A 22,665-nucleotide genomic window follows, 5' to 3' on the forward strand; every position below is an offset into this window, starting at 1 on the left:
CAGCATGGGCAATGCCGCGCGCGATGCTCAGGCTTGGACGTTGGCCGCCCAGGCATATGAAGCCGCACTCGAACTCGACCCCGGCCTTGTCCACATCTGGATTCAATGCGGACATGCCCACAAGGAATCCGGCGAACTCGACAGAGCAACTGCGGCCTATGAGCGTGCCCACGAACTCGCTCCAACTTCTCCGGAGCCTCACCTCCATCTCGGCCACGTCGCCAAGCTCAGAGGAGATCTGAGCGCCGCCACCCGACAATATGTCCAAGCGGCTCGGCACCGCCCACCCTCCGGAGCCGCGGTAGTGGAACTAAGCAACATGGTGGCCAAAGGCATTCATATCGATATGATCCAGCTTGCAAATCTCCTAGACGAACAACCAAGAACCAAAGAGCCTCGGGCGTCCGCGCCGGTGGAGGTTGTTCCGCGGCTAGGCGTTGAAGACGGTTCTGAACCTGCCGCAACCACACGGGGCTGCCTCGTATTCGACATCTCCGATCTCATTTCCTATTTCCGTCATTCAAGGACACCCACAGGGATACAGCGTGTGCAGGTCGAGGTCCTGCGGGAGGCATTCACAATCTCCGGCGTTGATGTGCGGCTATGTGCGTTTCAGGAGATTCGCGACGAGTGGGTTGAACTCTCGGCAAGCCTTTTCAGAGAGCTTTGCGAACTGACAAATGCAGCAGATGAGTCCGAGTGGAGCACCTGTTTCGCGCGGGCGACCGTCCAGCTTGGCATAGCGGACGCCTTTGCTTTTCCGACTGGCGCGTTTTTGATTAACCTGGGCACCTCTTGGTGGATACCCAACTACTTCATGTATGTCCGGCGCGCGCAAGCGGAAGCGAACATCCGCTACGTTCCGTTCGTACACGATATGATCCCGCTGGTCCGTTCGGACATTTGCCCGCCCGCGCTTGTCCGCGACTTCACGGCATGGTCCGCAAGCGTACTCGAACACGCCGACTTCTATCTGGTAAATTCATACTCGACCAAGCGTGACCTTGTCAGTGTCAGCGCTTATCTGGGCCAGCCTATCGACGCAGATCGCGTGAAGGTTGTGCCGCTTGACGCCATTCGCCGGCCGGTCGCCAAAGCGCGCAGTGCAACGTCGGTTCTATCGAGAAACGGTCTCCAGCGTTCCGACTATGTGCTCTTCGTTTCGACGATCGAACCGAGAAAGAATCACATTCTCGCATTCGACGCATGGCTGAAAGTGATTGAGAGACGCGGCGCAAAAAAGGTCCCGAAACTCGTCTGCGTTGGAAATCAGGGGTGGATGAACGAACCGACGCACGAGTTTCTTCGAGCCCACCCCGAACTTCGCTCCAAGGTCTTGATCCTGTCGCATCTGTCGGACGACGAACTTGCCGAACTCTACCGCGGCTGCCTATTCACACTTTACCCCAGCCAATATGAAGGGTGGGGCCTGCCCGTCACGGAATCCCTTAGCCACGGAAAGGTGCCGCTCTGCTCCAACGTGTCCTCTCTCCCTGAAGCAGGCGGATCGTTCGCCCACTATTTCAATGTCGAATCCCGCGCAGCACTTGCCGAAGGCATTGAGAGACTTGCGTTCGACACATCCTACCGGAAAGAGCGCGAGCAGAATATCGCGTCGGACTTCCGACCGCGCAACTGGAAGAATGTCGCGGATCAGATCGTTGACGCGGCGATGGAGTGGTCGACGTCAGATCGTCGCGGTGCCGATACACCACCGCACGTCGCCACTGCACGCTTTTACTCTCTGAGTCGCGATCCTGCCCCTCGCCTCTGGCCTGGCCTTCGATCAACCGAGCGACTGCGCACTGGCTTCAACTGGTGGGGGCGCGATCTCTGGGGGTGCTGGACTAAGCCCGGCGGAGCCGCACTCCGGTTCACGGTCGACAATCCCGATCGCGATCACCGGCTCTATCTGCTGCTCCTCGGTCCACCCAATGTGCCGTGTGAGCTTCGTATCGATGCGAACAGCGTCCATTGCTTGGTCGAATGCACCCTTGAGCCCAACGAACGTCGTTGGGTGTGCGTGGAAGCCCCCGGGATCTCAACCGGGAACCAGACATTCGACATCGAGCTGGTCTGCTCGTCGTTCGAGGATCTCGGCAAAACGACGTCGGGCGGGGATACCCGAATGATCAGTGTGGGTATTTGCGGCTTCTACATCTGCGAACATGATGACGCGGCAGCCAGGATGGCGCTGATCGAGGCCACCTCCCTCACATCCATCGATACGCTATCGATCAATCGTCCCCCATCAGATTTCATCTCGCTCACAGCCTTTTTGGAAGGAGCGCAACGTGCCTGAATCCGTTACCACGGCACAGGTTGCCGATTGGCTCAACGGCCTCGAGAGGAGACTGTCGCACCTTGAAGACGTGGTCGGACCGCAACAGTCCTCGCCCGACCTCAATCCGCAAACAACCGGCGTCATCGAATCAGATATTCGCGCAGCCTATCGGCTGCTTCTTGGTCGCGAAGTCGATTCCGAGGGTCTCCGCACTTATCTTGCTCGAGCCGAAGACGGAATCAGCCATGCGGACCTGGTCACAGAGCTGTTGAGCTCCGACGAACGTGCCACTCTTGTCGCTCAGGATATCGTGGAGATCGACATCGGCGGCGTAACCGTCTGCGTCGACAAGTCGGAGCGTGAATTCGGTCGGGCCATTTCGCGAGATGGCGTTTGGGAGGCACACATTGTCGCACAGATCCAGCGCTTGCTGACTCCCGGTTCGGTGTTCGTCGACGTCGGTGCCAACATTGGGGTGATGAGCTTCCACGCAGCCAAAGCCGTCAGCCCCAATGGAAAGGTCATCGCGTTCGAACCCAATCCCGACAATGTGCAGCGCTTCCTCCAAGGAGTTATCGCCAACAAATTTGATCAGCTGGTCCGGCTCATTCCGCTCGCCGCATCCGCCACCAGCTCCGTTTTCGCGATCAAAGGCGGCTCAAATACCTATCTCGCGCCCGCGGCGGCTGGAATGCGCCTTGCCGCTTCGATCCCTGCGGACGACTATCTCACATCGGAGGCGAGGATTGACCTCATCAAGATCGACATCGAGGGTCATGAGCCGCTGGCGCTCAATGGTCTCTCCAAAACTCTTGATCGGCATCGCCCAACGATCTTGTGCGAATTCAACCCGCGATGTCTGAAGATCGCCGGCAATACCGATGCAGAAGGGTTTGCCGCGCAAATCTTCACTTTTGCCTCGTCGGTCGAAATCATCGAACATGATCACAGCCTCACAGCCGTCGATGCACCCGCGACATTGACGCGACTGTGGACGGAACGAAATGCGGAGCATGTCGAGCGAGGCGACCTTCCGGACGGCATGCTCCATTTCGACCTCCTAATCCGCTTTGTCGCTCGATAGCCGGCCTGCATGTTGACCGGCGTAGCCAATCATCAGTTGGAGCATAAGACTTGACAGTCATCGGACCGGCAGATCTGCCAGAATTCGTTCGAAAAATAGATGACCTCGGCGGGCCAGGAGATCCTCGGGTTGACGACTATTGGCGTCACATCTCGTACGCTCCGGCCATAGAGATCGATACCGACCTGGACCCTTTCAGTGTCGCCTATTTCAATGCACAGATCGCACTCTACGAAGAGATATCAGGGCGCGCCCTTGATCAGACGGTCAACGAGCACACGATCTTCAATCGCGAGGCGCACGTCACCTCGCGCAATCCCTACAATCACGGCGATCCGAGTGCGCTCGCAACACAACTGGTCCAGCTCGCTACAGCCATGCGGCACGCCAAACCGCGTCGGGGTGCAAGAATCGTGGACATGGGCTGTGGTTGGGGTCTCTCTTCCGAGCTGGCCTCCTATCTCGGTCTCGATGTTGAAGCCGTTGACATCAATCGCGACTTTGTCGCGCTCGTCTCGGAGCGATCACAACGTTACGGCTACGGCATCAAGCCGATCCATGCGTCGTTCGACAGCTATGTATCCCAGACACCCGTCGATCTTTTCCTGTTCTATGAGTGCCTGCATCACGCAGTTGAGCCGTGGACACTCCTGGGCCGGCTCGCCACCATGCTGTCGCCTGCCGGGAAAATCGTGGCATGCGGGGAGCCTATCAACACTCATTGGTGGCCGCATTGGGGCCTGCGCCTCGATCCCATGTCGATCTACTGCATCCACAAACATGGCTGGTTCGAAAGCGGCTGGTCGCTCGAATTTCTGACCCGTTGCCTCGATCGAGCGCTGCTCAACGTGCAGGTGACAACGGATCCGGATTCGTCAATTGGGCAGTTCGTCATCGGCGCACGGGACGAAGTGCTAAACGCCGAATGGCTTCACCGGAACTCGACCATCGAAGGTGGAGTGCTTGACGGTCACTATCTCGTTGCCGGTGAAAAAACCACGCTTCGCTTCTGCACGTCAATTGGCGGTGGGCGCAGCGAGTTGGTCATCCACAACTTTCGTCCCCGCCCGATTAAAGCAAAGGTCCGGCGCGATGGTGGCTCCGCGGTGAAGATGACGTTTGTTCCCGGCGAGACCAGACTGCCAGTCGACGTGATTGAGGTCGGGACGGTGCTGCAATTCGAGTCAGAAACGTGGCGCCCATCCGAAGAAATTGGAAATCTCGACACCCGTCGACTTGCGTTTCATATCGGCGGGATTGCTCCGGACCGCCAGCGAGAAATTGACGCAGCCGCAACACTCGACAGGGTCATACGGATTCGCGGATAAAGCGCGAAAACTTAGTAGGCGTACTAGGCGCCACTTTCAATCGCGCTTTCGAGCGATAAATGTGAAGGAGATGCCGAGCGGCCCTACGCGGCCATCCGGCACAACTCCAAGCGCCACGGCATCGCCGGCCTCAAGGATAGCGAAGACTTCGCGCTGAGCGAGAGCATGGATTTCACCCATCGGATCCCTCCCCCCCTCCGACAGATGTGTGTCCAGATCAAAGCTGTAGCCGTGAAGCTGACAGGGCAACTGACAGACAAGGAAGCCGCCTGGCCTCAAAGACTCCAGCGAAATTCTAAGCAGATCCGCGATCATTGGCGGCGGTGCATACTGCAAGGCCGACACGGTATAAAATAGATCGAATTGCTCATTGCCGCCGCGTAAATCAGCGACCATCATGCCAAGCGCATTCGTGTGTCCGCGGAATGCGAGTGCCTGGGAACCAAATTCAAGATCCCTTGGGACTACTTCCAAGTGCAGGTATTGGCCGACACGAGGCGCCAGCACGGCGCCAAGCCGGAACGCTTCTGCACCGAAGACCGCTACCTTATCGGTCGCCTCTATCGTACGGCCATGTCGCCTGCAGTATTCAAGTAACTCACTTGCTTCCGCCTCGCCAGAATCGAGGGCGTGCTCGATATTCCACTTTGGATTGCGGCCATCGAACCTGACTTCGTTGCGTCCCAGCCACTGGTAGTAGCTCCCAAATCCCCTGCGCGCCCATGTGTCGATGGTCCGCGCCCATAGCTGATCCAACTGTTCCGGCCTGGCGGCATCCTTAGCCTCGCTCTCACTAAGCAATGCCGGGACCGACCTAAAGGACTCCCCTATTCGATAGCGGGCCGATTCCTGAGAGTGCCAAATCCGCTCAAAAAGATCCCCAACAGTCTTCGAGGCTACGATCTGCTGACCGGCGACTGCCACATTTTCAACCTCCCGACCAAGGAGCAGCCGATAGCACCTCGATACGTCCGAGATAGTAGGCCGCCGCTCGCCGGAGTTATCGGACAGCATGGGCTCCGCCATCGAAATGCTCCCTTCAGATGAATGCGCAGGAAAGTTCGCCGTTACCCCAACCGGAGGTCAGAAATAGCGCGATATCACACCGAGCTATCGGCGAAGTTTGCATGAGCTACGTCCACAAGTGTGATTTATTGCGTCAACACCCTCGCCGTGTAGAATGGCGAGAAGAACAGATTGAGGATCTGGATCGCCTTGGTGGGAATATTGGCGTCGGCATTGGCGATATAGACGACATCGCGTGGGCGCATCTCGAAGCGCTGGGTAAGGAAATAGCCCATGGGATCGCGCATATTGACACGATAAGCGACCGGCACCGCGCCCTTGGCGGGCGAACCGTCAAGTTCGGCCGGCTCGTAGCGGAACACGAATATCGCGCCCGGATTTGCTTGCGCCTCGCTAGGCCCTGCGCCGCGCCCCAGCGCCTCGGCCAGCGATACGCGGACGTTCTGAAACGGCACCTCTGCCGGTTTGCCGGCAGCGCCGAGCAACGTGTATGTCCGCGGCCGGAATGCGACCGAAATCCGATCCTGCGGCAAAAGCTCCACATCGTCGGCCGAGCCCGGTTCGATCACGCTGAGAGGTCCTTCTGCCGCCCGTTCGCCCCGGGTCAGCCGTACCATGCTGTCGCCAGCTGGGTTCGCCGCGCCGCCGGCGATCGCGATAGCATCGAGTACGCGCTCGCGCGCCAAGGTCAGGGGCAAGCGCCCTGGGCGCTTGACCTCGCCCTGAACGACAACCGTGTTGCTCACATTGTCACGGACCACGACCATCACCTGGGGATTTTCGGAGTTCGCGCGATAGCGGTTGGTCAGGAGCGCCCCGAGTTCGTCGGGCGTCAAACCTGCGGCCTGCAAGCGGCCGACCCATGGCAAGGTGACCGCGCCATCCCGTCCGACAACCACCGGCGGCAGCTGCTCGCCCGACCCCGTCACCGGCGCCGCAGCATCGGAAATGCCGCTCCGACCGCCAAACAGGGCCGTGCCGACCTCAAATACCGAGACTTGGATAATGTCGCCAGGTCCGATGCGGTCGACCTCGCCGGGGCCCGCAAGCGCGGCAAGGCGCCCACGTCCCGTCGAGGGCGAAGTCTCGATCTCGCCAATCACGGACTCGTCCACATCGACAATGGTGAAGCGGGCCAGATCGCGCTGCGCACGCACGATCTGGCCCGCGGTCGGACCGCTCGAGGAAAGCGAGGCGCAGCCGGCAAGCAGCGCGGGAAGCAAGGCGATCGCAAGCCGGCAGGACATACGGCTGAAGGACGAATTCACGCGGTAACTCCGGGCAAGACAGGAAACGGAAGGTCGAGCAGGCGGGCATGAAAGGCATCGAGAGCCGATCGATAGGGACCGAGCGCAAAGGCTTCGGCGCGTTCCTTACCCAGCGCGACAAGCCTGGCGCGCAAATCGGCGTCCCCATCGAGACGGGCCATCGCGCAGCCGATCGCGCCGGCATCATAGGGATCGACCAGCAAGGCGGCTCCGCCCGTAATTTCGGGCAACGCACCCGCATCACCGGCGATCACCGGAACCCCAGCGCGCATCGCCTCGACCGGCGGGAGCCCAAACCCCTCGTAGAGCGACGGGAACACCAGCGCTCGCGCCCCGCGCAGCAGGAGACCCAGATGTTCGGCTGGTAGATAGTCGATCCGGCGTATCTGGCCTGCGCGCGTAAGCGGCTTGCCGTGCGCGCCATCCAGAAGCCGAAGCTCTCCTGCCGATCGCCAGGCCGCCGGGCCCGCAATCACCAGCGGTCTGTCGATCGGCGCGCAGAGATAAGCCTCGATCAGACGGCCGACATTCTTCTTGGGCTCGGTCGCGCCGTAGAACAGGAAATAGCCCTGCGGCTCGAGGTCGAACAAGGAACGCAGCTGCCGCGCCTCGACCTCAGCCTCGGCCGCATGTGCGAACCCTGACACCGCTTGGTGGATCGCGGTGACGGCTTCCGGCGCAACGCCCAGAAAATCGATGATGTCATCGCGCGACGCCTGCGACACTGTGAGGATATGATCAGCTGAGGCAATACACGCGCGCAGCAACCGCTCGTGATAGGCCTTGTCCTCGAGACTGAGATAGGGAAGCCGCAAGGGCACGAGATCGTGGATCGTATAAACGTTGCGCGCACCGACAAGGCGCACCGGCACCGGATAGGTCCAGTGCATGATTGCCGGCGGCTCAGCCATGCGGACGGGAAGCAGCCGGCCATATCGCTTCAGATAGCGGCGCCCGATCCAGAACAGGCGGTGGAAGGTGAACAGCCGATCGAACGCCGGCACGCGCGCAGCGACGCCCCGCCGCACGACCCGACCCGAAACCGGAACCTCGACCAGATCGCGCGCCGCCGGGCTCAATAGCGAACGACGCACCCGGCCCCAGGCGGTCACCCGCTCCGGCGGCTCCTCGCCCGACCGGCCTTCGGCCAGCGCGGCGAAGAACAAGGTCTCGCGCTGTTCCAGTGCACTCCTCGCATCGACGTTGAGCCCATAGACGAGGTCGATCGGGCGCTCGAGGCCGCGTAATGCCTCGGCAAGCGTGCGCGCATAAGTCGCAACGCCGGTGCCGTGCGGCATCGCGAGGTTGAAGCCGTCGATTCCGACGCGCAGGTTCGGCGAGGCGCTCAACGGACCGCCTCCACGCTGCCGGGAAGCGCCAACGCCCGCGCGTAGAGCGCGCGCAGCCGCCGGGCATAGCGCTCGGGCGTGAAATAGCGCGCTCGCGCGAAACCTTGCGCCCGCAAGCGGGCACACAACGCATCGTCCCGGTCGAGCAGGCCGATCGCGGCGGCAATTGCTTCGCTCCGGTCCGGATCGACCAGCAGTGCAGCGCCGCCGGCGACTTCGACAGTCGCGCCGCGGTCGCTGGTCAGCACCGGGCAGCCCAGGGTCATAGCTTCGACGATCGGAAGGCCGAAGCCTTCGGCGAGCGTCGGGAAGAGCAGCGCCCGTGCCCGGCGCATCAAACCGAGCAATTCGCGGCGCGGCAGGTAGGGAAGCCGTCGCACACCCGGATAAGCCGCAAGCGTCTCCTCGAGACTTTCCTCGCCAGGCACGTGCGGGCCGACGATCACGAGCGGCAGCGCAGACCCGCTGATTGTATGGGCCGCTGCGATCGCGGCGAGATTCTTGCGCCGCTCAACCCGACCACAAAACAGGAAATAGCGTCCCGACCTGATCCCATTTGGCAACGGAGGATCAGCCTGCAAGGGCGCTTCCACCGCCTGCCAGGTGCTGACCACTCGATCGGAATCGACACCCAGACGCTCCACGATCTCGGTCCGCATGGCCTCGGTGACCGTCACGAGCAAATCCGCCCGCTCGAGGATAGCGCGAAGAATGCGAGCGTGCCGCTGTTCTGGGATCGGTGTCAGCTCGGGATGCGTGAGGGGAATGAGATCATGGATTGTGTAGAGATTTCGGGCTCCGACGGCATGGAGCGGCACCGGATAGGTCCAGTGCATCACTACCGGCGGATTCTCGAATGCCACTGGAAGCGTGCGGCCATGCATATTGAAGAAGACCTGCGCCTCGCGAAACAGATCCGGCACGATCAGCATATCGGGCATGTCGGCCAGCGCCTCCGCCAGGCGCGGACGCCGGCGCGTTGCCGCAAGCCAGCGCAACGCGCGCGATCGCGGTGGATGACTGCCTCCATTGTCTAGTATCAGCGCTTCCGCGCCCGCTTCGCCCAAGCAATTGCAAAGCGTGCGCGCGTAGATACTGACGCCCGTGCCCTCTCCGTCATTGAGCATCCGACCCTCGATGCACACACGCACCGGTGAGCCGCCATTCAATGTCTCGACGCGGTGCACATAGGCTGGATCATAGACACGCGCGAGGCGCTCGATATTGCTGAGTGCCTGCGTCAATTTACCTGTCCGGTCAATCTGTACTTGTCTATTGTTCCATATCGGGTCGCGGATAGTTGTAACGCCGGTCGGAATCTGCCAAGAGACTCGCATCTCCCTCGCAACGGACGGGTGCCATGATCCGCTTCGCCAACGTCGGCATGACCTATCACGCCCGAAACCTGCGCAAGACCGTGCTGCGCGACACCAGTTTCGTCATTCGCCCGGGCGACTCGCTCGGCATCTGCGGTGCGAATGGCGCGGGGAAGTCGACGCTGCTCAGGCTGATTGCCGGCGTGGAGCATCCGACGGCCGGCACGATCCGCCGCCGCATGAGCGTGTCCTGGCCGATCGGCTATACGAGCGCTTTCCAGTCGAGCCTCACCGGTGCCGACAATGCCCGATTCATCGCACGCATCTATCGGCGGCCCGCCGCACCCCTCCTCGCTTATGTCGAGGACTTCGCGCAGCTCGGTGCCTATCTCCACCAGCCCGTGCGAACATATTCCGCCGGCATGCAAACCCGGCTCGCATTCGCGATCAGCCTCGCCATCCGCTTCGACTGCTACCTGGTCGACGAAGTCACCGCCGCCGGCGACGAGCGCTTCCGCGAGCGATCGCACGAGGCCCTCGCCAGCCGGAAGCGCGAGGGCACGCTCCTGATGGTATCCCATGCGCCCGAAACCTTGAGGGCTTACTGCAAGCGCGGCGCCGTGCTCGCGAACAACACGCTGCGATTCTTCGAAACGATCGATGAAGCCCTCGATGTTCATGCCTGGAACCAGCGCCGCGCGGCCTGACACCGCCCATTCCTGCCCAACATGTCTATTTTGCCGTGCGATTGTCCGCACCACGCCCCCCTGCTCGCGCGTCCAAGTCCAGCGGGGCGTTCCACACGCGCCTGCCCATGGGGGAACAAAGAGCATCTGCGCACCGCTGATCCAACTGCGGGAAACCGCAGTAGGGTCATCGAGGAAGAAACTGCGCCGCGATTGGACCGCTCGACGAAATGTGGTCGGCGCAACGATTCTCCTGCCGGGAGGGCGTCATGGCCGCGCTCCATCGCTTGGCATCCCATGGGCTTCAGCCAGATAGCGCCGATAGGCAAACATGATCAGGTCGCGAACCAACTCGATCAATCCGCTCGTTGGAAGCCCGTCGAACGGATCGCCGTGGGCCAACGCATTGCGCCGTTCATCGAGGGTCGGTTTCGTCACGCCCGTCAACTGGCCAATGGCTGTGCCGCCGCAACTGGCGATCATCGGGATCTGATCGTCGGTCAGCCCGTCCCCGACAACCATGTGCTGGAGCAGCGCCTTGAACGAACGCCGCGGAGGCGATGCCATCATGGCCTCAGCGCGCGACGAGACGATCCTTCTTCGCGCTACCGGCTTCACTTCGCCGCCGTAGCGATCGTTCAGCGCCAGCTCCAACGCGGTCAGCGCGACCAACTCGCCCGCCTTGATCAGGTCGGTGTCGATCCAACCGAGCAGGTAGAGCTTCTGCGCTCGCTCATATTTCCGGCGCACGATGGCGGGGATCAACGGATCCAGCGAAAGACCCTCCACAAATGCGCGCCACTGAAGGGGTTCGTCGAACCGGACGAAGCCGTCCGCCTTTCCCGCCGAGGGCCAATGGAGTGTGTAGGGCTCCGATCGCGCAGGCAGCTCAATCTGAGGAAGGCTCATGGCTCCGATCGCCTTTTGCAGAATGGTCGACCCAATCGATCCTCGGCCAATCCCTCCATGAGGTCGCGCAAGGGAAAGACCTGAGCGCATTCCGGTTGATGAGGATTGGGGGCTTCCGGCCCTGCCGCCTTTTTTCTGGGCGCCAAATTGGGCGGAGAACTACGTCTGACGCGAGTCATTTGTGTGACACAACCAACCACTAGATCGCGCCGACCAAGGGTTTTCCCTAGTTGAACTCGGCAATCCACGCCGATTGGAGGTGCGGGACGTAGGCAGCGATCACGAATTATTGAGGTGCCACAGCCGTTAGGTCGAACTTCCCGGAACGAGACTCTGGACGTGTCGGACACGCCCGTCGTCTTGCATTCAGCTGGGGTTTTGCCTACCGATACGGCCGCTCGTGGAGACGCGGGCGGAGGCGTGGAAACCTCTCATGACACAGAGCCGGCCAGCTTTGGCTACCGGGCAGCGGACGCGTATGTCCAAGGCCCCGGCCTAAAGGCGTCCGCGCCTGAACTGTGTCTCAGGTTTCCAATGCCCGGTTTTGGGCTGTTGCGCTTCCAAATTCGGAACGCGCTTCCGGCTGTCCGAATGTCTCGACTGAAGTTATTTCGCACGCTTGAACAGGATCAATCATGAGTAAGTCGCCTGACAACGGCAGATCGATTGAAGACAACGAGGAAAGCGACGAGTTCCTTTGTGCCATCGCTGCCGAATCCGTGAACGACGCGATTCTGCTCCTCGGAGAGCTGCGCTCGGGGCTCTCGGCTGCCAGACCCCATCTCCAAGCGGCCTTGGCCTTGCTGACAAGCGAGGGCCACATCACCCCCGACAGCGATGGAAAATCAAGATCGACACTCTCGTCGATGGCGATCGATCTCATGGTCGAAAAGCGTTTCCTCGAAATTGAAGCGCGGATCCAGGGGCTCGACAGCAAGCACCGACCCGTTGCGCCCAAGGCCCAATGCGCCGCGTCGGCCAAGGCCCGGCAGCGCGCACTCATGTATATGATCGAAGCGCTGAGCATCCTTGATAGCATCAACGATGATGACGCCATAGCGCACCTCCAGCTCGCCATCGACCGGACCATCGGCAATCCTCCCACCGCCCTCTCCGCCGAATTTCTGAGCGAACTTGCAAAACAGCTACGCCACTGATCGACAAGCGATCCCGCCGAGCAACCTATCCACGACCCAGTCGGGTGCTTTGCCGAGAACCCTCCCGCCGCCAGAAGCGCTCGACCAACGCACCATCGCTGCATCCAGCAGCCTTGAAGCGCCCGTCGAGTGGTTTGCGATTTTGCACCGTCAACGGACCTGGGTCAGCCTGATCATTTCATCCCCACGCAGCACCCCGATCTTCAACGTCCGGCGCCATTTCCCCGGTGTGATCCCGAGCGCACGCCTGAACGCCTTCGTGTAGTGACTTTGATCGGAGAACCCGCATTCGGCGGCAATCTCGGCCAGCGTCAGGGCATCATCATGCAACAGCGAGGCCGATCGCGCGATCCTCTGACGCAAATGCCAGCCATAGGGCGGGATCCCGACCGTGTGCTTGAAAGCTTTCGTGAAATGCATGGTCGACATGCCAAGCCCTTGGGCGATTTCCACCACTTTCAGAGTTCCCGTCAGCTGTTCGAACATCAACTCTTGGGCTCTCCGGAGCTGCCATGGCGTGAGCTTGGCTCCTTTCGGAGTTCGGCGGCGACGTAAAGCCGGATTTGCATCATCGTCCGGCGCATCTCCATGTCCGCCTTCGATGAAATCTCGATTGCCTGCCGGCAAAGTGCCATGCGCCATCAGCATCTCCCTTGAAAGGATGCACAGGAATGCGCCACGTCGATCAGCCTCCAGGGCATGACCCCCCTTGATCCCAACCGCTAACTCTCCAGCGAACAGCGTGACGTCCGCGCGCCGACTTCTATTCAATAGACACGGCAGCGACGGCAGATTGGCAAACCGATGGCCGATTTCGTCGGTGCGCGACTCAAGCCAACGCACGGATTTTCAAGCCATTCGGTGAACTGCGAAATTGCCGCGCCGACCACGGCCGCCGTGCCGTGGCGCAATTGGCCCTCTGGGAGCCGGCGCACTGTTGGAAAATCACCCGACGAACCAGTCGCGTCTCAGTCTAGTTTCGGCTCACGATTGAAGCGCAGCCACCAAGACGATCGGCGCACGGATGCGGACATCACGCCGTGCGTTACAGCAAGGCCAGCTTTGCCCCATATGTTGTCATTGAGACCCACCCATTCCGACGCCAGTGCGATCAGCTCAAGAGACGCGGATCGAGCCGGAATGGATCGTCGCTTAGGATCGTCACGCGCGCCATGACCGCATGGCGAACATTTAGCAGCGCGTTCCATTCCTGCGGCACTACCACGCTTCTGACCAGCAGGACCAGCGCGTCGCCGGCATCCAGAAACCTTTCGCCAGCGGACAGGCAGCCATCGTTGTCACTTGGGCTTGGATCGAGCCTGCGGATCGCGGCGTCGTCGGGGATCTCGATCGCGAGCAGTCGCAGATCGTCGGGCAGAAGCTCTCCAGGCAGATCGAGATGAACCAGAATCTCCAGCACCGCGAGGCTCGGGGTGGCGGCCGTATAGACCATTGGCCGCCCTGGCGAGTTCCAGCGACCGCCCCACAAGCGCGCGCCCTCCCCATCCAGCGCGACGTGGGCCTGCTTACACAGCCGATAGACGATCACGCAGCGATGCCGTGGGCCATCCGTCCCAGCAATGCCTCAACCACGCGCGCGCCATGGTTTGTGTCGGCCATGGCGAGCGGCGTTTCGCCGTCAAGCACACGGTTTTCCCGGTTGAGCCAGATATGCGCCTTCTCGGCGTCGCCGAACGCTTCTTCGGCGGCTGCGACGATCCCCACCATGCGCAGCAGCCGATCGGATTCTCCCGGCTCGAGCGGCTGCGCGTTCTTCTTGCGGCGCTTGAACGTGCGAAGGTTCAGCACCTTGGGATCGAGAGCATTGAAGGTCAGACCTGCCGTGGTCAGGAAATGATCGACCGCCTGGGTCGGCACGCCACGGCGAATGAGGCGCACGATGTCGCGCTCGTTGTGCAACGGGCCAGTCATGGCTTCGCCGCCCAACAGCTCCTGGATCCGTGCTACTGCCGTCATCGTGAACCTCGCAATATGCCGATCTATAGTCGGCACATTGCATATAGGGTAGGGGGCGATTTCATGCAAGGCGAGGGCCCCTCGGTCCAACGGCGATAGGCTGCCGTCCTGGTTGAACCGCCGTGAATGACATGTCGCCGATCAGGCGAGCACCTCGAGGCCATGCTTCTGCACGACCGTCAGCAGCTTGAGGGCCATGCCACTTGGCATTTTCGCGCCGGTTTCCCACTTCTGCACCGTGCTTTCGCTGGTGTTCAAATAGCGGGCGAACACCGGCTGACTGACCTTACTCTATTTCGGGGAGCCGCTTGATTTCAGCCGGCTCGATCTCCGGAGGGACGGTCAGATGGCGCGCATCGAAATCGCGCATCATCGCCTTGTCGATGGCCCTGACCTTGTAGAGAGCTTCTGCAGATGTATGAAGCGCCTCGGAAATATCGCTCTTATACTTGCTCCTAGCCATTACATATCCCCGTCCAATCGTTGGACTGACCCTTCATCGCTTCCCGAAATGCCTCGCAAAGTTCGTCATCGTCGATCCGCGCCTGCGAGCCGCCTTGGCGAACCACGCGGTTTTGAAGACCAGCATCGACCAAGTGCTATGAAAAGTAAGATTTGCTCCGAGGATATTGCCGGCCTCAGGCTGCTGCGCGCCCAAGTGGCTCAGTGTTGGTCGCGGAACGACGCTTGCGACGCCACCGGCCAGGAGTCGTGCCGATGGCCCGCGAAAAGGCCGTGATGAAATGGCTCTGGTCCGAGTATCCGCACTCCGCCGCGATCTCGGAGAGCGAGAGATGAGGCTCCGCAAGCATCCGCATCGCATAGGCGATACGCGCATTCTGGAACCACCGATAAGGAGCAACCCCGACCGAATTCCGGAATGCCTTGGCGAAATGGGTTTCTGACAGTTCAAGGCGGGCAGCGACCTCTCCGATGCGCAAGCCCGTGCGAAGCTGCCGCGCCATCCCCTGCTTTGCCACCTTGATCTGCCATGGCGCCAGTCTTGCGCCACCACTGGAGATCGTCGCTTCCGGACCGGAAACCGAAAGCACATCAAGATCGATCGCCATCTCTTCCATCGCCGTCTCCAGCGGATGCTATGTGCGGATATTTTACGCAGCGCCCTCGCCCGGAGATCGGCATGAAGCCCCCTCCCCTGATCGGTAATGGCGGGCGCTGTCTTTTCGGAAATCGTTCCGCACATGCTCCTAAATCAGAGACACCTGGGCGCATCCGATTGGCAATGTCCGAGGGAATAATTCGAAATATTGTGCTATTTTAATGTGTTATGAGCACGAATCCGCTAACAAGGCGGTCAGCCCCGATTGCGGAGAATCGCAAGGCCACCGCCGCGGGTAGGGGCATTCGTGGTGTGCTGGCGCGCGATACGCGGCCCTATTACCATTGCTAGAACACGCCTTTTGCGAGCGAAGCCCTGCCGCTCTAAAAATCCTCAAGCTAACTGATGCAAAGGGCAGCGAATACCGGCTATTTGGCCATCATGGAGGAGGCGTCTTGCCTGGCGCGCTTACCGTCACCCCACATTGCCCATAGTAGAGATTTTTAAGGTCGAATGTGGCCGCGTCGTTCGCCTTCGTCAGAAACACCGTAGCAGTGGATCGCGCTTGATCGATCCCGTCGACGATGAGGAGCGTGACGGCAACATCGTTGATCGGCTTCGTCATCTCGACCCGCTCGGGCCAAAGATCGACCACCCGGTTGAATGGACGGCCCTCCGAATCCCTCGCTAAGCCGTCAGGGTCGACGACAATCCGGGTTTGCGGATCGACCGGCTCCGGGGCGTCGACTGGATCGGGCGGCGGTGCCGTCCGAACAGGGGTCGTAGGCAGGAACAAGCCAAACTTGTGACGACCCTCGAAGACATATTCCGATGCCTCCTGAACGCGGTTCGGATCAAAATTGGCAATGCGGCCCAGCGTGCAATCGAGGTGTCGCCCCGGAATGATCCCACGCGTCACCGGCGCCGGCGTGGCCGGAGCCGACCTATCCTCAGCATTCAGCGCGCCGGCAGGTAAGAACCCGGGCCCGGACTGAAACGTGAAAAATGACAGGCCAACGGCCGAGACCACTGTGATCGCGCCCATCTTGATGATCATCTTTCTGCTCCCGTTATCAGCCATGAGGAATGAGGCCGCCTTTAGCAGCCAAGCCGGATGAAATTTTTTGCCAGGATTCTACAATTTTCATAATTCGGTCGTCGATTAAATCGCTCCGTCATGAGATCATGCAACCAATTTATCGCGCATCATCTTTTCATTGGAATGATAAAACAGTATATATTTCTGCAATATCGCGATAATATACTTTGTCTTGCAGCTATATATTCCTGATTATATCACGTCTGCAAGTTATTTTGCGAATCAATCCCTATATTATGTGTGTCCGTTCTTTATGAATCCTTGGACACAGCCAAGATGGATCTTCGATGCAGGATGGACGCGCCTTGACCAGCAAGACGGCCCGAGGAGACGGACATGCCCCGAGTACCGCGCAAAAAGGTGAGCTAACGAGTCCGGCGCGTCCCGCAATCCTCCAAGCGCTCGCGGGCCTCCTGCTGCTCGTGGCGGCCTTCACAACCAGCCTGCCCAGCCACGCGCAAGTGGCGTTCCCGGCACCGATGGAGGATTATTCCCGCGCACTGGAATGCCTGACGCTCGCGGTCGCCTATGAAGCAGGTTACGAAAACCTTGAGGGCAAGCAAGCCGTCGCCGAAGTCGTACTCAACCGGCTGAGGAGTTCGTCATTCCAGCATACCGTCTGCGACGTCGTCTTCGCAGGTTCGACCCGGCGCACCGGTTGCCAGTTTTCATTCACCTGCGATGGATCGCTCAAGCGCCGGCTCCCCGAGCGCGTCATGCTCTCCGCCCGGACGGTCGCAGAAGATGCCCTCGCCAATCGCACCCCGCCCCGCGCGCCGGGGGCGACGCACTATCACGCTGCCTATGTAAATCCCTATTGGGCGCCCAGTCTAACGCGCGTTGCCACGATCGGCGCGCACATCTTCTATCATCCGCCGGGTAAACCAGCCCCTTATGGCCCAATCGGTCTCCAGGGCGCAGCGGTGCCAGCCACTTCCTCATTGCGCGCTTCGACTGATCAGCAGAGCTCGAGCGTCGCGCCCGCCGTCTTTGCGCCATGGGGTCTTGAGCCCGCCGCACTCGGAACGGACAGACCATGAGCGCAAGTCTTGGATCGAAGCCTGCCCCCGCCGTGTACACCGTGACAATGGACCGGATTCGTCGACCAGCGCGAGACAAGTGAAGCTGCAGGCGCTGCAGCATCGCTTGCTCAGGGCGACTCCCACAGGTCGGATGCGTTCATTTCCGATGAGGCAACAAAGTTCACGGCGGCCGGCTACTGAGCGCGCCACCTAATCTATCTTACATTGGCCTGACAGAATCTGGCCGACATTCAAGGCTATCACGATCGCGAGCGGTATCCTGTCCATCGGCACCAAATTCAAATCGCAGCTCATAGGGCAACGCGAGAAATTGTCGCGGGACCGCGAATAGATTGCAAAATGGCACTCGTTCAGCTATATCGGTGTATAAGTACCTATCTGTACAAACACCGGAGAAGCAATATGGCTACCGTCCGCTGGAATGTCGCCGTGTCGCCGGACACGGACCAGTCCGTTCGCATGTTCCTTGCCGCACAAGGCGGCGGCCGCAAAGGCGATTTGTCACGCTTCATCGAGGAAGCCGTGCGCGCCCATCTTTTTGATCGTGCGACCGCTCAAGCCAAGGCTGCAACCACTGACATGGACGCGGCCGAACTGGCGGGGCTGATCGACGAGGCGGTGAGCTGGGCGCGCCACAACTGATGCGGGTTGTCCTGGACACCAATGTCCTTCTTGCCGCCCTGATTTCGTCCGAAGGACCACCCGATGCGATCTATCGCGCGTGGCGAGGGGGACGCTTTGAACTCGTGACCTCGATGACTCAACTCGGCGAGTTGCGCCGCGTCAGTCGCTATCCAAAGCTCAAAGCAATTCTGCCGCCACACCGTGTCGGCGCGATGATCAACAACCTCCAACGGGCCATCGTGCTCGAGACACTTCCACCGTTGCCGCACGGTATCGAACCAAACGACCCGGATGACATCTTCCTGTTGACGACGGCGCTGGGAGGAGCTGCCGACTTTCTCGTAACAGGGGATCGTCGGGCTGGATTATTGCAGATGGGAAATATTGGCCGCACACGCATCGTTACGCCGGCCATGTTTCACCAAGAAACGCTGGAAAGCTCCCGCAGTCGGCCCTGAAACAGCCGGCGCAGTGCTACGGGACTTCATATGGCGCGATCATCATGACGGACGCAGCCGCGCGCTGGAATCTCTATCGACGATCCAAGTTCAATCAGACGCCCGCACCAGGTAAGGCCGATCTGATCGACCAGTAACTTCAACGACGACCCTGCGCCGTGCCCGCACGCCATCCGGCAGCTGGGCCTCGACAATGATTGTCAGCGGCCGGCCCGCCAGATCCGTCGCATCCGTAAACTCCAGCGCCGTTCGCTGGCCGGACCGCTCGCGCGCGCGGTCGATGGCTGCAGGACTTCCAACGTGGCCACCTTCCTCCATGACCGCAATCGCCTGCGGATGCGCAAATCTTGGATCGAAACCCGCCAGCGCCGTATATGCAGTGGCGATGGGGCGTATTCGTTCCACCAACGCGACGTCGAACCCCCGAATGCTGCCCAACTCCTCGATCGACGAGAGAAAGCCGTTGGACGGCAATATCCCCGCCGCCTTATAGTAGCTGCTTTCCGCCCCGAAGGGCCGAGGCTCGTCGTCGCCGTCCGTCCAGTCGAGCAGCGAATCCCGCGCGATCAGAAGCCTGTCGCCATCCAGGCCGACTTCCTCCAGAAGTCGCGTGGCCATAGGCTCGTCAAGAGCACCGATGGGCACCTTGCCCCGTTCATCCTCGATCCGCACGCGCAACCTCGCATCGCTGAAAGCGAGCTGGTGCTCCCTACCGTCAAGCGACCAGCGCTGCGTCGCGTCGCCGGCCATGAGGCCGCTCAGCGCCAGCACCACACCCGCATCGGCCGCCGCGCTCGCCTGAAGCTGTGCATGCTCCGCCGCCACCTCATCGATCCCCATCCGCGTTGCCGAAAGAACGGTCAGCGCCATGGCCGCGAGGACCGCGATGCTGGCGACCGCCGCGACGAGCGCATAGCCGTCTTCACTATCGCTCACGGGATCGTGCCATGGGTTCGGAAAGGCTCGAGCGTCCGAAGTTTGGCACGCAGTTCCTCGGTCACCGCCCGGCCATCATCCGGCGTGCGAATGACCTGGGGCTTCAAGAGGACAATGAGCTCAGTCCGGTTCTGCCGGTTGTCGTGATTGCCGAACAGCCCCCCGATGACCGGAATCCGCGAGAGGATCGGCAGCCCATTCTTGCCGAAGGACTGGGAATCGCGGAACAATCCGCCCAGCGCGATCACTTGCCCGTCCTGCACCACGACCGAGGTCGAGATCCGCCGGGTCGAGATGGTCGGCGAAGATATCGCCCCGTCGCGTCCCGACACCGCGCTGTTTGTGCTGACATCGCTCACCTCCTGCGAAACGTCCAGCAGCACGGAACCGCTAGCGTTGACGCGGGGCGTCACCCTCAAGATCACTCCCGTATCGCGATACTCGATCGCATTGACGATCGGTGCCTCCGGATTGCCGACGCTGACGGCATTGCCGGCGGAAACTGGAACCTGATCTCCCACCTGAAGCGCGGCTGTCTGATTGTTGAGCGTCACCAGCTTGGGCGCGGAAACAACCTTCACATTGGTTCGCTGCTCGAGGGCGTTGAGCGCGGCCGAAATACTGTTGCCGGCCAGAAAGTAGCTGAAGCCGGGCTGCGTGGCACCGCTTGGCATGTTAGCGCCGTCGGTGATCCGGAAATTGCTGTCGCCCGTCAGCCAGCTCCATTGAACGCCGTAGCGAAGCGTGTCGGTCAACGTTACTTCGGTGATCGCCGCTTCGATCATCACCTGGAGTGGCACGATGTCGAGCTTGCGCAACGCGTCCTCGATCATCGCATACTCGCGCGGCGTTCCGTAAACGACGATCGCGTTGTTGACCTCGTCGGCGGTGATCTTCCCGCCGGGCTCGCCAGACCGCGCCGCCTGGGGCGCATCGTCCGCGGATCCCTCGGGTTTGGCCGACCTGTCGCCTCCCGTCCCCTGGGCGCCATTTGTACGCGATGCGTCCGGCTTGGCCGTCGGAGCGCGATCGGTCTCAGGGGACGCGAAAGGATCGGATACATCGTTGCCCTCATCCGAACTGTTTCCATAGGCACGGTTGAGGGTCCGGGCGAGATCGCGCGCGCGCCCGTTCTGGACCGGATACACGAAAATCCGCTTCTCGGCGCTCTCGCCTTCCCGGTCGAGGATCTCGATCCATCGCCGCACATCCTCGAGATATTGCGCTTGGGCACTGACCGCGAGGATGCCGTTCAGCCGCTCCATTGTGATCAACCGCACCAGCCCCCGTGTCGGCGCATTCTCCGCGTTGATGAGCTTGTCGAGCTCGGGAACGATCAACCGCGCATCGGTTCGTTCGGGAATGTAGAGACCGAAGCTCATGTTGCGCAGCCAGTTGACGTCGAACTGCTTCAGCAGATCGCGCGCGCTGCTCCGCTGCCCAGTGGTGCCGGCGATGGTGATCCGGTTGCCGGCAGTGTCGACATTGGAGACCACGCCCGGAATCGCGCTGTCGAGAACCTTGCGCACCTCCTCGGCATTGGAGAACTCCAGCGTCACCACCTCCGTCCCATAGCCCACCGCATTGGGCGCGACCGGTGTCTGCGCCGCGGCTTCGGTCCGCACCATAAAACCATCGCCCACCGGCACCAGCGCCAGTTTCGCAGCCCGCAATGCCGTCTCGAACAGACCGATGATCTCGGTGCGTGCCACGGATCCCGGCGTCACCAGTGTCACCTGCCCGGTGACGCCCGAGTCCACCTCGATGGGTATTCCGGTCACTTCCCGCACCGACGCCGCCACGGTGCGAACGTCAGCCTGGGGCAGGTTGAGGCTGATATTACCGCCACGCGGCTGGCGCGGCGCGGCGCCTGACGGCGGGCGTGGCACCGGCCCCTGGCCGCCGACAATCGTCGAGCGCAGCTGCGCCTCCGCCTGCTCACCTTCCGCTATGATCGCGGGGGGTGGCGGCATTTCGATCGGCACGGGCGCCTGACGCGTCGAACAGCCGCCGGGCACAAGCGCCAGCAGCGCGATCCCGGACAACAAATGCGGCTTGCTCTTCATCTTCAACTCCCCGTGGCCGCCACATTCGCCGGCAGGGGGGTTCCTGCGCCGAATGGGACAATGATTTTCTCTTCGCCGCGTTCAAGCAGCACCTCACTCGCGCGAACCGCCCTCAGCCGCCAATCGCCGATCCGGCCACCCACGGGCACGCGCGACGTCCGGCTACCCGGACCCTGGACGACCGCGAATGTCGAACGCCCGATCCGGATGGAGCCGGCGATCGTCATCCCGCCGAGCGCGCCCGCCCCACTGCCAGCTGACGGACCGCCCGATGGCGCGAACATCGAACGCGCCAGAATGGCCGCCCCGCCGGTGGAGCGCTCGGGATCGGACGCCGACGCCCCAGACACCCCAACGCGCCCGACCGGACCGGGCGGCGGCAACTCGACTGCGTCCACTAAAACGAGCTGCATCACGATTGCCGCCGCCAGCAATGCAGCGAGCGCCAGCGGCAGCCGGGCCGTTCTATCGAGCGGCGGCAGGGCGGAGCGAAATCGAAGCTTCAAGCTGAACATCCATGCTGGAGGATTGGCCCGTGACGAGTGCGTCGTTCGCCTCCACCGACAGGGTCTCGACGACCAGCCAGGGCGGCGTGTTCTGGAGCTGGTCCAGCGTGGTGGTGAGCTGAGGAAGAGTCATACGCGCGCTGATGCCTGCACGCGCCCAGCCGGGCTCGCCTTCCGCGTCGATCGCCGCGCGGACCTCGCCGCCAGCTCGTTCGACGACACGCTGCAGCCGGTCTCTCAGTGCCTCGCGCCCAGCCTCGGCATTCGCCGCGCCGAGCACGAAAACGTCTATCCGCTGCCGCTGCTCCTCTGCTTGGCGCCGCAGGCGTGGCACAGCCGCGATCGTCCGCTGATTGTGGAGATAGCGCAGGCTCAACTCCTCCCGCTGCGCCGCCCGGGCCGAAAAACCGCCGAGAATCGGCGACACCATCGCGAACCAGACCAGGGCGATGAGCGCCATAAGGATGAGAAGTGCGACCAGGCGTCGCT

At 61.4% G+C, this 22,665-nt stretch carries 24 protein-coding genes; 8 read left to right on the forward strand and 16 right to left on the reverse strand.

The window, feature by feature from the left end; translation table 11 throughout:
- Positions 1–4: 4 nt before the first annotated feature.
- Genes KRZ98_RS17350 through KRZ98_RS17360 form a run of 3 tightly spaced genes read left to right on the forward strand, consistent with a single transcriptional unit; the run spans position 5 to position 4,696 of the window.
- Positions 5–2,302 carry a glycosyltransferase family 1 protein gene (locus tag KRZ98_RS17350; protein WP_217674683.1) on the forward strand — a complete coding sequence of 766 codons (2,298 nt, stop codon included), beginning with the start codon at positions 5–7 and terminating at the stop codon, positions 2,300–2,302.
- Positions 2,295–3,368: an FkbM family methyltransferase gene (locus KRZ98_RS24650; RefSeq protein ID WP_217674684.1), complete on the forward strand. Its 1,074-nt coding sequence runs from the start codon at positions 2,295–2,297 to the stop codon at positions 3,366–3,368. Before KRZ98_RS17350 ends, KRZ98_RS24650 begins: the two co-directional genes overlap by 8 nt.
- Positions 3,369–3,418: 50 nt before the next feature.
- On the forward strand, positions 3,419–4,696 hold the full coding sequence (locus KRZ98_RS17360) for a cyclopropane-fatty-acyl-phospholipid synthase family protein (RefSeq protein WP_217674685.1): 1,278 nt from the start codon (positions 3,419–3,421) through the stop codon (positions 4,694–4,696).
- 36 nt (positions 4,697–4,732) lie between these two features.
- On the opposite strand, the gene KRZ98_RS17365 is transcribed toward KRZ98_RS17360, so the two are convergent.
- The 4 genes from KRZ98_RS17365 to KRZ98_RS17380 form a co-directional block, all read right to left on the reverse strand.
- Positions 4,733–5,710, reverse strand: a complete 978-nt coding sequence (locus KRZ98_RS17365) for a hypothetical protein (protein WP_217674686.1) — start codon at positions 5,708–5,710, stop codon at positions 4,733–4,735.
- Positions 5,711–5,847: 137 nt separating this feature from the next.
- Entirely contained in the window at positions 5,848–6,990 is a 1,143-nt protein-coding gene (locus KRZ98_RS17370) for a polysaccharide biosynthesis/export family protein (RefSeq protein WP_217674687.1), read from the reverse strand.
- Positions 6,987–8,339, reverse strand: coding sequence for a glycosyltransferase family 1 protein (locus KRZ98_RS17375; RefSeq protein WP_217674688.1), 1,353 nt, complete (start codon positions 8,337–8,339; stop codon positions 6,987–6,989). Before KRZ98_RS17375 ends, KRZ98_RS17370 begins: the two co-directional genes overlap by 4 nt.
- A complete protein-coding gene (locus KRZ98_RS17380; protein ID WP_217674689.1) occupies positions 8,336–9,583 on the reverse strand; it encodes a glycosyltransferase family 1 protein in 1,248 nt (415 codons plus the stop codon). Before KRZ98_RS17380 ends, KRZ98_RS17375 begins: the two co-directional genes overlap by 4 nt.
- 116 nt (positions 9,584–9,699) lie before the next feature.
- On the opposite strand from KRZ98_RS17380, the gene KRZ98_RS17385 reads away from it, so the two are divergent.
- Entirely contained in the window at positions 9,700–10,362 is a 663-nt protein-coding gene (locus KRZ98_RS17385; protein ID WP_217674690.1) for an ABC transporter ATP-binding protein, read from the forward strand.
- Between the two features lie 246 nt (positions 10,363–10,608).
- Here KRZ98_RS17385 and KRZ98_RS17390 read toward each other — a convergent pair whose 3' ends face one another.
- Positions 10,609–11,250 carry a hypothetical protein gene (locus KRZ98_RS17390; protein ID WP_217674691.1) on the reverse strand — a complete coding sequence of 214 codons (642 nt, stop codon included), beginning with the start codon at positions 11,248–11,250 and terminating at the stop codon, positions 10,609–10,611.
- 635 nt (positions 11,251–11,885) lie between these two features.
- On the opposite strand from KRZ98_RS17390, the gene KRZ98_RS17395 reads away from it, so the two are divergent.
- The gene (locus tag KRZ98_RS17395) at positions 11,886–12,407 is read left to right on the forward strand and encodes a hypothetical protein (protein WP_217674692.1); all 522 of its coding nucleotides are present in this window, start codon (positions 11,886–11,888) and stop codon (positions 12,405–12,407) included.
- Positions 12,408–12,557: 150 nt separating this feature from the next.
- On the opposite strand, the gene KRZ98_RS24655 is transcribed toward KRZ98_RS17395, so the two are convergent.
- From KRZ98_RS24655 to KRZ98_RS17425, 7 genes are all read right to left on the reverse strand, one after another.
- A complete protein-coding gene (locus KRZ98_RS24655) occupies positions 12,558–13,250 on the reverse strand; it encodes an AraC family transcriptional regulator (protein WP_217674693.1) in 693 nt (230 codons plus the stop codon).
- Positions 13,251–13,518: 268 nt separating this feature from the next.
- Complete coding sequence (locus KRZ98_RS17405) at positions 13,519–13,956, reverse strand: RES family NAD+ phosphorylase (protein WP_217674694.1); 438 nt, start codon at positions 13,954–13,956, stop codon at positions 13,519–13,521.
- The gene (locus KRZ98_RS17410; protein ID WP_254798599.1) at positions 13,953–14,354 is read right to left on the reverse strand and encodes an antitoxin Xre/MbcA/ParS toxin-binding domain-containing protein; all 402 of its coding nucleotides are present in this window, start codon (positions 14,352–14,354) and stop codon (positions 13,953–13,955) included. The genes KRZ98_RS17405 and KRZ98_RS17410 overlap by 4 nt, the downstream gene beginning before the upstream one ends.
- A 171-nt stretch (positions 14,355–14,525) precedes the next feature.
- The gene (locus KRZ98_RS24250) at positions 14,526–14,657 is read right to left on the reverse strand and encodes a DNA-binding transcriptional regulator (RefSeq protein ID WP_254798600.1); all 132 of its coding nucleotides are present in this window, start codon (positions 14,655–14,657) and stop codon (positions 14,526–14,528) included.
- A gap of 13 nt (positions 14,658–14,670) precedes the next feature.
- Positions 14,671–14,847: a hypothetical protein gene (locus KRZ98_RS24255; protein WP_254798601.1), complete on the reverse strand. Its 177-nt coding sequence runs from the start codon at positions 14,845–14,847 to the stop codon at positions 14,671–14,673.
- A 175-nt stretch (positions 14,848–15,022) separates the two neighbouring features.
- Positions 15,023–15,463: an AraC family transcriptional regulator gene (locus KRZ98_RS17420; protein WP_217674695.1), complete on the reverse strand. Its 441-nt coding sequence runs from the start codon at positions 15,461–15,463 to the stop codon at positions 15,023–15,025.
- 420 nt (positions 15,464–15,883) lie between these two features.
- A complete protein-coding gene (locus tag KRZ98_RS17425) occupies positions 15,884–16,501 on the reverse strand; it encodes a hypothetical protein (RefSeq protein WP_217674696.1) in 618 nt (205 codons plus the stop codon).
- A gap of 347 nt (positions 16,502–16,848) precedes the next feature.
- Between KRZ98_RS17425 and KRZ98_RS17430 the strand changes: the two genes are divergently transcribed.
- The 3 genes from KRZ98_RS17430 (at position 16,849) to KRZ98_RS17440 (ending at position 18,668) form a co-directional block, all read left to right on the forward strand.
- Positions 16,849–17,583, forward strand: a complete 735-nt coding sequence (locus tag KRZ98_RS17430) for a cell wall hydrolase (RefSeq protein ID WP_217674697.1) — start codon at positions 16,849–16,851, stop codon at positions 17,581–17,583.
- Positions 17,584–17,988: 405 nt separating this feature from the next.
- Positions 17,989–18,228, forward strand: coding sequence for a ribbon-helix-helix domain-containing protein (locus KRZ98_RS17435; protein ID WP_217674698.1), 240 nt, complete (start codon positions 17,989–17,991; stop codon positions 18,226–18,228).
- On the forward strand, positions 18,228–18,668 hold the full coding sequence (locus tag KRZ98_RS17440; RefSeq protein ID WP_217674699.1) for a putative toxin-antitoxin system toxin component, PIN family: 441 nt from the start codon (positions 18,228–18,230) through the stop codon (positions 18,666–18,668). Before KRZ98_RS17435 ends, KRZ98_RS17440 begins: the two co-directional genes overlap by 1 nt.
- A gap of 90 nt (positions 18,669–18,758) precedes the next feature.
- On the opposite strand, the gene KRZ98_RS17445 is transcribed toward KRZ98_RS17440, so the two are convergent.
- From KRZ98_RS17445 to gspM, 4 genes are read right to left on the reverse strand one after another with little or no spacing between them, the layout of a single operon-like run.
- Positions 18,759–19,604: a type II secretion system protein GspK gene (locus tag KRZ98_RS17445; RefSeq protein WP_217674700.1), complete on the reverse strand. Its 846-nt coding sequence runs from the start codon at positions 19,602–19,604 to the stop codon at positions 18,759–18,761.
- Entirely contained in the window at positions 19,601–21,670 is a 2,070-nt protein-coding gene (gene gspD, locus KRZ98_RS17450; protein WP_217674701.1) for a type II secretion system secretin GspD, read from the reverse strand. Before gspD ends, KRZ98_RS17445 begins: the two co-directional genes overlap by 4 nt.
- A 2-nt stretch (positions 21,671–21,672) precedes the next feature.
- On the reverse strand, positions 21,673–22,176 hold the full coding sequence (locus KRZ98_RS17455; protein ID WP_217674702.1) for a hypothetical protein: 504 nt from the start codon (positions 22,174–22,176) through the stop codon (positions 21,673–21,675).
- Positions 22,136–22,636 carry a type II secretion system protein GspM gene (gene gspM / locus KRZ98_RS17460; protein WP_254798602.1) on the reverse strand — a complete coding sequence of 167 codons (501 nt, stop codon included), beginning with the start codon at positions 22,634–22,636 and terminating at the stop codon, positions 22,136–22,138. Before gspM ends, KRZ98_RS17455 begins: the two co-directional genes overlap by 41 nt.
- Positions 22,637–22,665: the final 29 nt, after the last annotated feature.

Source organism: Sphingobium sp. AS12, assembly GCF_019097845.1.
Taxonomy (GTDB): domain Bacteria; phylum Pseudomonadota; class Alphaproteobacteria; order Sphingomonadales; family Sphingomonadaceae; genus Sphingobium.

What these genes read in the sequence shown, in the direction of transcription:
- KRZ98_RS17385 (WP_217674690.1), top strand. Translation starts at nt 9,700, where the DNA reads ATGATCCGCTTCGCCAACGTCGGCATGACCTATCACGCCCGAAACCTG.
- KRZ98_RS17390 (WP_217674691.1), bottom strand. Translation starts at nt 11,250, where the DNA reads ATGAGCCTTCCTCAGATTGAGCTGCCTGCGCGATCGGAGCCCTACACA.
- gspD (WP_217674701.1), bottom strand. Translation starts at nt 21,670, where the DNA reads ATGAAGAGCAAGCCGCATTTGTTGTCCGGGATCGCGCTGCTGGCGCTT.
- KRZ98_RS17395 (WP_217674692.1), top strand. Translation starts at nt 11,886, where the DNA reads ATGAGTAAGTCGCCTGACAACGGCAGATCGATTGAAGACAACGAGGAA.
- gspM (WP_254798602.1), bottom strand. Translation starts at nt 22,636, where the DNA reads ATGGCGCTCATCGCCCTGGTCTGGTTCGCGATGGTGTCGCCGATTCTC.
- KRZ98_RS17440 (WP_217674699.1), top strand. Translation starts at nt 18,228, where the DNA reads ATGCGGGTTGTCCTGGACACCAATGTCCTTCTTGCCGCCCTGATTTCG.
- KRZ98_RS24255 (WP_254798601.1), bottom strand. Translation starts at nt 14,847, where the DNA reads ATGGCTAGGAGCAAGTATAAGAGCGATATTTCCGAGGCGCTTCATACA.
- KRZ98_RS17350 (WP_217674683.1), top strand. Translation starts at nt 5, where the DNA reads ATGGGCAATGCCGCGCGCGATGCTCAGGCTTGGACGTTGGCCGCCCAG.
- KRZ98_RS17425 (WP_217674696.1), bottom strand. Translation starts at nt 16,501, where the DNA reads ATGATCATCAAGATGGGCGCGATCACAGTGGTCTCGGCCGTTGGCCTG.
- KRZ98_RS17435 (WP_217674698.1), top strand. Translation starts at nt 17,989, where the DNA reads ATGGCTACCGTCCGCTGGAATGTCGCCGTGTCGCCGGACACGGACCAG.
- KRZ98_RS17420 (WP_217674695.1), bottom strand. Translation starts at nt 15,463, where the DNA reads ATGGAAGAGATGGCGATCGATCTTGATGTGCTTTCGGTTTCCGGTCCG.
- KRZ98_RS17365 (WP_217674686.1), bottom strand. Translation starts at nt 5,710, where the DNA reads ATGCTGTCCGATAACTCCGGCGAGCGGCGGCCTACTATCTCGGACGTA.